The organism is uncultured Salegentibacter sp. (assembly GCF_963972535.1).
Taxonomy (GTDB): Bacteria; Bacteroidota; Bacteroidia; order Flavobacteriales; family Flavobacteriaceae; genus Salegentibacter.
In genome coordinates, this window is the sequence record NZ_CAXAVR010000094.1 from 1 (window position 1) to 10,818 (window position 10,818).

At 37.7% G+C, this 10,818-nt stretch carries 9 protein-coding genes; 5 read left to right on the forward strand and 4 right to left on the reverse strand.

Features of this window, described 5'->3' with window-relative positions; translation table 11 throughout:
• The 3 genes from AACZ30_RS10710 to AACZ30_RS10720 form a co-directional block, all read right to left on the reverse strand.
• Window positions 1-329: DUF4136 domain-containing protein (locus AACZ30_RS10710; RefSeq protein ID WP_339649281.1), on the reverse strand; the 329-nt coding region annotated here is incomplete at its 3' end.
• A 140-nt stretch (window positions 330-469) separates the two neighbouring features.
• The gene (gene obgE, locus AACZ30_RS10715; protein ID WP_339649282.1) at window positions 470-1,477 is read right to left on the reverse strand and encodes a GTPase ObgE; all 1,008 of its coding nucleotides are present in this window, start codon (window positions 1,475-1,477) and stop codon (window positions 470-472) included.
• A 72-nt stretch (window positions 1,478-1,549) separates the two neighbouring features.
• The gene (locus AACZ30_RS10720; RefSeq protein WP_339649284.1) at window positions 1,550-2,662 is read right to left on the reverse strand and encodes an adenylate kinase; all 1,113 of its coding nucleotides are present in this window, start codon (window positions 2,660-2,662) and stop codon (window positions 1,550-1,552) included.
• Window positions 2,663-2,780: 118 nt separating this feature from the next.
• Here AACZ30_RS10720 and AACZ30_RS10725 point away from each other — a divergent pair, with 118 nt between their 5' ends.
• The 4 genes from AACZ30_RS10725 (at window position 2,781) to AACZ30_RS10740 (ending at window position 7,568) form a co-directional block, all read left to right on the forward strand.
• A complete protein-coding gene (locus AACZ30_RS10725; RefSeq protein WP_339649286.1) occupies window positions 2,781-3,938 on the forward strand; it encodes a 5-(carboxyamino)imidazole ribonucleotide synthase in 1,158 nt (385 codons plus the stop codon).
• A 31-nt stretch (window positions 3,939-3,969) separates the two neighbouring features.
• The gene (purE, locus tag AACZ30_RS10730; RefSeq protein WP_037319155.1) at window positions 3,970-4,455 is read left to right on the forward strand and encodes a 5-(carboxyamino)imidazole ribonucleotide mutase; all 486 of its coding nucleotides are present in this window, start codon (window positions 3,970-3,972) and stop codon (window positions 4,453-4,455) included.
• A gap of 290 nt (window positions 4,456-4,745) precedes the next feature.
• Window positions 4,746-6,779 carry a M3 family metallopeptidase gene (locus tag AACZ30_RS10735; protein WP_339649289.1) on the forward strand — a complete coding sequence of 678 codons (2,034 nt, stop codon included), beginning with the start codon at window positions 4,746-4,748 and terminating at the stop codon, window positions 6,777-6,779.
• Between the two features lie 237 nt (window positions 6,780-7,016).
• Window positions 7,017-7,568 (forward strand): sigma-70 family RNA polymerase sigma factor, encoded by a 552-nt coding sequence (locus AACZ30_RS10740; RefSeq protein ID WP_339649290.1) that lies wholly within the window; start codon window positions 7,017-7,019, stop codon window positions 7,566-7,568.
• 250 nt (window positions 7,569-7,818) lie between these two features.
• Here AACZ30_RS10740 and AACZ30_RS10745 read toward each other — a convergent pair whose 3' ends face one another.
• Window positions 7,819-8,637: a hypothetical protein gene (locus AACZ30_RS10745; protein ID WP_339649292.1), complete on the reverse strand. Its 819-nt coding sequence runs from the start codon at window positions 8,635-8,637 to the stop codon at window positions 7,819-7,821.
• Between the two features lie 130 nt (window positions 8,638-8,767).
• On the opposite strand from AACZ30_RS10745, the gene gcvP reads away from it, so the two are divergent.
• On the forward strand, window positions 8,768-10,818 hold a 2,051-nt coding region (gene gcvP / locus AACZ30_RS10750), incomplete at its 3' end, for an aminomethyl-transferring glycine dehydrogenase (protein ID WP_339649293.1).

Below are 10,818 nucleotides of genomic sequence, written 5' to 3' on the forward strand. Positions count from 1 at the left end.
CCCGAAACTCCTACTCCCCCGCTTCTGCCACCTCCACCAATACCAACGCCAATACTGCTTCGGTTCCGGTCCATAAATTCCCGGGAATAAGCATTTACATATATGCCAGGTTCTTCAGAAGTTGAAAAACCCTCTTTCTCCATCTTGTTTCTCAAACTGTTAATTAACCTGGTCTCGTCCAATTGCGAAAGTCCAGACTGAAAATCGGGGAAAAGCTGATAGGTTTTGTAATTATTAAAACTTACCGTGTCATCATAATCATAAACCGCCTTTGGAGTATTACAGGATGAAACAAAGGCACAAACAAATAGTAACTTTATAAATTTCATAAGAATCAATTTTTGACTTTTTTACAAAAAAATGCAGCGTTGAAATTAATCCACGCTGCTTAAATTTAATCAAAAACCGTTCAGAAGATCTAAAGATTAACACAAATCCAAGATATCTCTACGTGTTTCAACTTTATGATTTAAGAAGTCTCCTTATTTAGCATTTCCCATAACCTGTCCTTTAGCTCGGTTAATCCCTGTTGAGCTACCGAAGAAATAAATAAATAAGGGGCACCTAAATTTTTATCCAATTCGTGCTTCATCTCCAATTTTAATTCGGCATCCAGCATATCACTTTTTGAAATTGCAATAAGGCGATCTTTATCCAACATCTCCGGATTATATCTTCGCAATTCATCTAAGAGAATTTCATATTGTTCAGAAATATTGGGAGCATCTGCCGGAATTAAAAATAAGAGCGTAGAATTTCGCTCTATATGTCTTAAAAATCTATGGCCAATTCCTTTTCCTTCCGCCGCACCTTCAATAATCCCCGGAATATCAGCAACTACAAAAGTTTTAAAATCACGATATTCTACAATACCCAAATTAGGTTTTAAAGTAGTAAACTCGTAATCGGCTATTTTAGGTTTTGCAGCGGTAATTACAGAAAGTAAAGTAGATTTTCCTGCATTTGGAAATCCAACCAATCCAACTTCGGCAAGAATTTTTAACTCTAGCGTAATATCTACCTCTGTACCATCAATTCCCGGCTGAGAATAGCGCGGCGTTTGGTTCGTAGAACTTTTAAAATGCCAGTTTCCACGGCCGCCCATACCACCTTCGGCAACCAGATATTCTTTGCCGTCTTCGGTAATTTCGTGAATAATTTTTTGGGTTTCGGTGTCGCGAATTACAGTTCCTAAAGGCACTTCAATGTACTCATCGGCTCCTTCTGCCCCGGTGCTGCGTTGTTTACTACCATTGCTACCGTGTTCGGCACGAATATGCCTTTTAAACTTTAGATGATAAAGCGTCCAAAGGTTTTTGTTTCCCTTCACAATCACATGGCCACCACGGCCACCATCACCACCATCGGGTCCCCCTTTCGCTACGTATTTTTCGCGGTGCAGGTGTGAAGATCCGCTACCTCCTTTTCCGGAAGCTACGTGAATCTTTACATAATCAACAAAATTCCCTTCAGTCATAGTTTAAAAATTAAATCATAAACCTCTAGAAAAGCCCAGAAGGTTTAAATCGTAACAAGCCTCTAAGAGGTATTAAGCTTGTAGCTTATCAATTACGGCGCTAAGACGTTGGGTGATTTCTTCAATAGAACCAACTCCGTCCACTCCGTAATATTTGTCTTGTTTTTTATAATATTCTTTTAGAATTGCGGTTTCGTCATAGTAAACTTTAATCCTATTTCTTATCACAGATTCGTCGGCATCGTCTTTTCTTCCCGAAGTTTTTCCTCGTTCCAATAGTCTATTAACCAAAACCTCATCATCTACCTCTAAGGCAATCATCGCGGTTACTTCGGTATTTTTCAACTTTAGCAATTCAGCTAAAGCATCAGCCTGGGCTGCAGTTCTTGGAAAACCGTCAAAGATAAAACCGTTAGCACCTTCGTTCTTATCAACTTCAGCATTCAACATCTTTATTGTAACCTCATCTGGAACTAACTGCCCTTTATCCATAAAAGATTTAGCGTGCAAGCCTAATTCGGTTTCGCCTTTAATATTATGTCTAAAAACATCTCCCGTAGAAATGTGAATTAGTTTATATTTTTCCTTTAGAATGTCTGCCTGAGTTCCTTTGCCGGCGCCGGGAGGGCCAAACAAAACTAAATTTGTCATGTTGTTTTCTTTAAGTTTATAGATTTGAGTAAGATTTCTACCTAAACCGTCATAGTCCAGGCCATAACCTACAATAAATTTATTGGGAATTTCAATTCCCCTGTATTTAATATTGAATTCCTTTTTATAAGCTTCAGGTTTGTAAAATAAGGTTGCCACCTCATAGTTGGCCACTTCCTCTTTTAAAAGAATTTTATTGATTTCTTCTAACGTATTGCCGGTATCCACAATATCCTCCAGTAAAATTACATGCCGGTCTTTTAAAGATTGGTTTAATCCCAGAAGCGTTTTTACATTTCCGGTGGTTTTGGTGCCCTCGTAAGAACCAAGTTTTACAAAACTAACCTCGCAATCTGCATTAAATCTCTTTATAACTTCACTTGCAAACATAAAGGAACCGTTAAGTACTCCTAAAAATATGGGATTGGTATCCCTATAATCTTCATTAAGCTTATCGGCCACTTTATCTATAGCGACATTGATTTCTTCTTCTGAAATATAAGGCTCAAACTCTAAATCGTGCAGTTTTATCAAATCTCAAAAATTTTAAAGGGCAAAGATAAGGATTCTTAACAACCCAAACTGCCAGATTTCCATAAGAATAATAGCACAGCTTGCCCTAAAAAATTATTTTTGCTGAAACTTTTAAGGTATGATCAATTATTTTTCTTCAGATTTTAAATTGGGAATTCTCGGCGGGGGCCAGTTGGGTAAAATGATGCTTTACGAAACCCGAAAATACGACATTCAAACCAACGTTGTAGACCCAAATCCTGAAGCACCCTGTAAAATTGCTTGTGATTATTTTGAAACCGGCGATCTTATGGATTTTGATACCGTGATTAACTTTGGAAGAAAAGTTGACGTGCTCACGTTTGAAATTGAAGGCGTAAATGTTGAAGCTTTAAAACAATTGCAAAATGAAGGTATAAAAACCTATCCTTCAGCTGAAACTTTAGAGAAAATTCAGAACAAAGGAATTCAAAAGAATTTCTATAAAAAACATGAAATTCCAACCGCTGATTTTGAAGTTTTTTCAAATAAAAAAGAATTAATTTCTGCGCTTGAAAACAGTAAAATTAATCTTCCATTTGTTTGGAAAAGTACTACCGGCGGTTATGATGGCAAAGGAGTTTCGGTTATAAAAAATAAAGAAGCTTTAAACGATCTCCCCGATGCGGAATGTATTGCCGAAACGCTGGTTCCTTTTAAAAATGAATTAGCGGTGATCGTGGCGAGATCTGCTTCAGGAGAAGTAAAAACCTATCCGGCAGTTGAGATGGAATTTCACCCTACGGCAAACCAGGTAGAATATGTAATCTGCCCGGCCAGAATTGAAGATTCCGTCGCGCAAAAAGCCAGGGAACTGGCGGTTAAAGTTTCCGAAGCATTTGAGCACGTAGGCTTACTGGCGGTAGAAATGTTCCAGACAGATAATGATGAAATCCTGGTAAACGAAATCGCTCCAAGACCTCACAACAGCGGGCATTACAGTATTGAAGCTAGTTACACCAACCAATTTGAACAACATATTCGCGCAATTTTAGATTTGCCTTTAGGAAATACCGATAGTAAAGTGGGCGGAATTATGGTAAATTTAGTGGGTGATGCAGCTCACGAAGGTGAAGTGGTTTATGAGAATATTGAGAAGATAATGAAAATGCCGGGCGTGACACCGCATATTTACGGTAAAAAAATCACCCGTCCTTTTAGAAAAATGGGCCACGTAACTATAGTAAATAAAGACCTGGCCGAAGCAAGAAAAATAGCCGAACAGGTTAAGAATTCAATTAAAGTTATTTCCAAATAATAAACTTTTCGAAGTTTTTGAACATAAAATTATGAGCAAAGTAGCAGTAATAATGGGAAGTACCAGCGATTTACCGGTAATGCAAGATGCAATAGATATCCTGGAAGGTTTTGACCTGGAAGTAGAAGTAGATATTGTTTCTGCTCACCGCACCCCGGAAAAATTATTTGAATACGGAAAAACCGCACACGAACGTGGAATTAAAGTAATTATAGCCGGTGCCGGAGGCGCAGCTCACCTGCCGGGAATGATAGCATCGCTCTCCCCCCTTCCAGTAATTGGTGTGCCGGTAAAATCCAGCAATTCTATAGATGGGTGGGATTCGGTTTTATCTATTTTACAAATGCCAGGCGGAGTTCCGGTTGCCACCGTAGCATTAAACGGAGCAAAAAACGCAGGAATCCTTGCCGCTCAAATTATTGGAACTTCAGATAAATGTACTTTAGATAAGATATTAGTCTATAAAGAAGGACTCAAAGAGAAAGTTATTGAAGGCGCCAAAAAGGTGAAAAAATAACAAAAGCCACGTCTTGAGACGTGGCTTTCTTTGTAGTAAACTCCCCTAAATCTGTACAAATTATTTATTAACCATTCTAAATATTTAAACCAGAAAAAACTTTAAAAGCTACTACAATTTTAAAACGTTCAATATTTTAAAGCCGAAATATACAGTTTTTTAAAGAAAAACAACGTTTTGTGTTAAAAAAAGTTACTAAAAACGTCAAATTTAGGTTAAGTACATTACCTGTATAGCTCAGGAAATGTTTAATAGATAAATTTGAAATTATAATTAAAAGAAAAGAGATAATGACGACTCAAAATAATCCACTTTTACAGGAATTTGATCACGCTCCATTTTCAAAAATTGAGAATAAGCATTTTAAACCCGCCATAATAAAAGCCATAGAAATGGCTCGGGAAGAAATTAATGCGATTGCAACAAATGCCGATGAAGCTACTTTTCCAAATACCATTGAAACTTTAGAATTTTCAGGAGAAAAATTAGATAGAGTAACCAGCATATTTTTCAATCTTAATTCTGCGGAAACCAATGAAGATATTCAGCAAATCGCACAGGAAGTTTCCCCACTTTTATCAGAATTCAGAAATGATATTATTCTAAATAAAGCACTTTTTGAAAAAGTGAAATCGGTTTATAATAAGAAAGACCAGCTTGACCTGAATACGGAGCAAAAAACGCTTTTAGACCGAAAATACAAGGCTTTTTCGCGAAACGGAGCCAATTTGCCGATAGAAAAGCAAAACGAACTTAGGGATATAGATAAAAAACTTTCAAAATTAAGCTTAGATTTTGGCCAAAATGTACTGGCCGAAACCAATAAATTCGAATTACATCTTACCGATGAAAACGATCTAAAAGGCCTACCGGAAAGTTTTAAAGAAGAAGCTGCACAAGTAGCAGCTTCTAAAGAAAAAGAAGGCTGGATCTTCACCCTAGAATATCCAAGCTACCTTCCTTTTATGAAATATGCTGAAAACAGGGAACTGCGCAAGAAAATGGCACTTGCTTTTGGCTCAAAAGGATTTCACGGCGATGAGTTAGACAACCAGGAAAATGTGCTGCAAATTGCTAAATTAAGATACCAGCGCGCTCAACTTCTAGGTTATAAAACCCACGCACATTTTGTATTGGAAGAGCGTATGGCTGAAACTCCCGAAAAAGTGAACAGCTTTTTAGAAGAAATTCTTGAAAAAGCAAAACCTGCCGCTGAGCGCGAATTCAAAGAATTAGAAAATTTCGCAAAAGATCTGGATGGAATTGACCAGTTACAAAAATGGGATGCCGCTTTTTACAGCGAAAAATTAAAGCAGAAATTATTCAATCTCGATGACGAAAAACTAAAGCCATATTTCAAACTTGAGAATGTAATAGATGGAGTTTTCACGGTAGCTCAAAAACTTTACGGCCTTAGTTTTAAAGAAGTTTTTGATGTAGATAAATATCATGAAGATGTAAAAACCTACCAGGTACTTGACGAAAACAATAAAGAAATGGCACTGTTTTACGCCGATTTTCACCCAAGGCCGGGAAAAAGGGATGGCGCCTGGATGACGGGTTACAAATCACAATACAAGAAAGATGGCGAGGAAGAACGCCCGCATATTTCTATTGTTTGCAACTTCACCAAACCTTCTAAAAAACAACCTTCATTATTAACTTTTAACGAGGTCACCACGCTTTTCCATGAATTTGGTCACGCGCTTCACGGGATGCTTGGAGATACTGAATATCCAAGTTTATCGGGTGCAAATGTTTATTGGGATTTTGTAGAACTTCCAAGCCAGTTATTAGAAAACTGGTGTTATGAGAAGGAAGCGCTTCAGTTGTTCGCCAAACATTATGAAACCGGGGAAGTAATTCCTATGGAATTGGTTCAAAAAATAAAAGAATCTGCTAATTTCCAGGAAGGAATGGCCACGGTAAGACAGCTAAGCTTTGGAATGTTAGACCTCAGCTGGCACGGTGTAGATCCTTCAGCAATTAAAGACGTTAAAGCAAACGAAGACAAAGCTTTTGAACGTACAAAATTATTTCCAAATGTTTCTGAAAACTGTATGAGTACTGCTTTTTCTCATATTTTCCAAGGCGGATATTCTGCAGGATATTATTCCTATAAATGGGCAGAAGTATTAGATGCCGATACCTTTGAGTATTTTCAGCAAAATGGGATCTTTAGCAGGGAAGTTGCGAATAAATTCAAGACAAATATACTTTCCCAGGGCGGCACAGATCACCCAATGACGCTTTATAAGAAATTCCGCGGAAAAGAGCCAAAACCTGATGCCTTATTAAAACGCGCGGGATTAATTGAGAAGTAATTAAACTAAAGAGGCTGTCTGAAAAATTTTCAAATCGTCATTCTGAATTCATTTCAGAATCTAAGATTTTGGTAATTTAAACATGTTAGAAGCTGAAACAAGTTCAGCTTGACGAAATTAGACTTTTCCAACAGCCTCTTTTCCTTTTCATCAATTCAGCCTTAAAAACCTTATAAGATCTATAACTTATAAATTCAAATACTTTTGTTAATTTTGATTTGACCTTGAAGCAAGCCTATGCCAACTCATAAACTCGATCCTACAAAATGGGTGAATAAATATTCTGACTACCTGTTTAATTACGCCATTGTTAGGGTTAACGATCGCGAGGTGGCAAACGATTTAATTTCTGAAACTTTTCTTGCAGGCCTTAATTCTAAAGATAATTTTGAAGGAAGAGCTACAGAGCGAACCTGGCTTATTTCTATTTTGAAGCGAAAAATCATAGATTATTACCGAAAGATAAACTCTATAAAAGGTCAGGCTGAAGTGCGCATCAATTATTCAGATTCTGAAAATAATGGCGATTGGATGGAGGAACAGGTAGCCGATCCTTTTGATCGTACTGCCGAAGATGAGATGGAAAACACCGAGTTGGGAATGGCTATTTTAGAGTGTCTCGATCAAATAAACGAAAAACACGCGGCCATCTTTAAGATGAAAACCATTGATGAGGCTGATACTGAGGCCGTATGTAAAGAATTCAATATTAGTCCGTCTAACCTTTGGGTAATCATTCACAGGGCGCGCACCGCATTGGCCGCATGCCTTGAAAAAAACTGGTTCTAAGTTATGCCGAAAAGAAAATTTTTCATTTTTGACTGTTCAAAAGCAGAAAATTGCTGCGACAAAAGCCAATATAACGAGGCTGGAACACGCGAAAAACTATCAATGCTTATGCATTTGCTTTTATGCAAACCCTGCCGCAAGTACACTTCCAAAAACACTAAACTCACCCATTTAATAAAAAAATCTAAGCTTAAAACTTGTTCTGAAGAAGAAAAAAAAGCCTGGAAAAACAGTATTGAAAAAGAAATGGCTAAAGGAGAATCTTAGCTAGCAGCCAAACTAAAAGCCAAAACACAGGAATTCCTTCCACCCAAAATGCCGAATAATAACTTCCCTGATCTATCTGCGCCGCTTTTATAAAATACGCCGAAACCAATAAGCTAAGACTTAAAGCAATTAAGTTGATTACTGAAAAATAAGATTTCAGGAATTCCAGGAACAACATAATCCCCAATAATATATAACCGATTTTCTTAGTATTCGCTATTCCAATTTGCTGCGGAATTGTATTTAAATTCCCAGAATCAAACTTCAAGTCCCTTATCTCAAACGGAAGCGTTATAGCGATCACAAAGAAAAAACGCTGGAAAAAAGTGAAGCCGATTTCCTGTAAAGCAACTTGATCCATCAATGGCAAAATAACAGTCACTCCGGCCCAAACAACAGCAATAATAAAAATTTTAATCCCACCAATATTTCTAAGATTCTGTCTGTTTTTACCTAGAGGAATAGCATACAGTAATGTGAAAACTCCCAAAATAGCAGCAGCTAAAAGTATTTTTAATTCCTGCTGAAAAACAAAATACAGCAAAGCTACGAAGCAAAAAAAGGAGAAAATCTGGATTAGTTTTAGGTTTTGGGCGAGGCTGGCGTGATGCAGTTTAGCGATGCCGGCATACTTCACAAAATTATAGCCGGTAATGCTTCCGAAGAAAATAAAAAACAGCAGGCTTTTATCAATTTCAATATTAAATTCCAGGAAGCTTATTAAGCTTAATGAAACCACGGCCAAAGCCACGTGCAGACTACTATTTATATAGAAATCCAATATATTTTTAAAACGCTGCATCCTGCTAAATTAATCATTCTTCTCGCAACCAAACCTGACGTCATAAATCTTAACAAGTGTATACGTCTAATCACTAAAAAATTACGTTTAAAATATGTACTTTTGCAGCACAAAACACAACTTTATTTTAATGAGAACAGATTCTTTTGCCCTACGCCATATTGGCCCCAGAGAAAGCAATCTCCAGGCAATGTTGGACACCATTGGTGTAGATTCGTTAGAACAGTTAATATACGAAACCATCCCCGACGATATTCGTTTAAAATCACCCTTAAATTTACCTGCTGCACTTAGCGAAAACCAATATGCCGAGCATATTGGGAAACTAGCTGCAAAAAACAAGGTTTTTAAGACTTATATAGGTCTTGGTTACCACCAGGGAATATTACCGGCGGTGATACAACGAAATATTTTGGAAAACCCGGGTTGGTATACGGCCTACACGCCTTACCAGGCAGAAATTGCCCAGGGAAGACTGGAAGCTTTATTAAATTTCCAAACTATGGTAAGCGATCTTACCGGAATGGAAATCGCCAATGCTTCACTTTTAGATGAATCTACCGCTGCGGCAGAAGCTATGGGACTTTTATTCGCTGTTCGCGATCGTAAGCAAAAGAAAGATGAAGTAAATAAATTCTTTGTTTCTGAACAGGCGTTACCACAAACCATAGATCTTATTAAAACGCGTGCCGATTTTATGGGCATAGAGTTAGTGGTTGGTAATCACGAAGAATTTGATTTTAGCGATAAATTCTTTGGAGCTTTAGTACAATATCCGGGGAAATACGGACAGGTTTTTAACTATGCCGATTTTGTTTCAAAATGTAAAGATGCTGATATAAAAGTAGCTGTCGCTGCCGATATTTTGAGTTTAGTTAAACTACAGGCACCGGGAGAACTTGGTGTAGATGTGGTTGTGGGAACTACTCAGCGTTTTGGAATTCCATTAGGATATGGTGGGCCTCACGCCGCTTATTTTGCTACTAAAGAAGAATACAAAAGAAATCTTCCCGGAAGAATTATTGGGGTAACCAAAGATCTTGATGGCAACCACGCCTTAAGAATGGCGCTCCAAACCCGCGAGCAGCATATTAAACGTGACCGCGCTACTTCTAACATTTGTACCGCGCAGGTTTTATTGGCCGTGATGGCGGGAATGTATGCAGTTTACCACGGGCCCGATGGTCTAAAATATATTGCTGATACCGTTCATTTTTCTACAGTTACTTTAGCTGAAGAACTTGAGAAAATGGGTGTTAAGCAGCTTAATTCAGCTTATTTTGATACGCTTCAGGTTAAAGCTGATGCTCAAAAAATTAAAGCTGAAGCCGAAAAGAACGAAATCAATTTCTATTATCCAGATGCTGAAACGGTTTGTATTTCTCTAAATGAAACTACAACCCAGGAAGACATCAATAATATTTTGAAGGTTTTCGCTACAGTTTTAGGTGAAAAATCTACTGAAATTGAAAGCTTAAAAGAGGAAACTGCAATTCCTTCAGCATTACAGAGAAAAACCAATTTTTTAACTCATAAAGTATTCAATCTTTATCATTCAGAAACTGAATTGATGCGTTATATCAAAAAACTGGAACGCAAAGATCTTTCTTTGAACCAGTCTATGATTTCTCTTGGAAGCTGTACCATGAAATTAAACGCAGCTTCAGAAATGCTTCCTTTAAGCAATCCGCAATGGGGGAATATTCATCCATTCGTACCGGTAGAACAAGCTGAAGGCTACCAGATCGTATTAAAAAGACTGGAAGACCAATTAACAGAGATCACCGGATTTTCGGCAACTTCGCTTCAGCCAAATTCTGGTGCGCAGGGAGAATATGCCGGCTTGATGACTATTAGAGCTTACCATGAATCTAAAGGTGAAGGTCATAGAAATATTTGTTTAATTCCATCTTCGGCTCACGGTACCAACCCAGCTTCTGCAGTAATGGCGGGAATGAAAGTGGTAGTAACCAAAGCTTCAGAAAACGGAAATATAGATGTAGACGATCTTCGCGAGAAAGCGATAAAACATAAAGATAACCTTGCCGCTTTAATGGTAACCTATCCTTCTACCCACGGGGTTTTTGAATCGGCTATTAAAGAAATCACGCAAATTATTCACAATAATGGCGGGCAGGTTTATATGGATGGTGCAAATATGAATGCCCAGGTTGGTTTAAC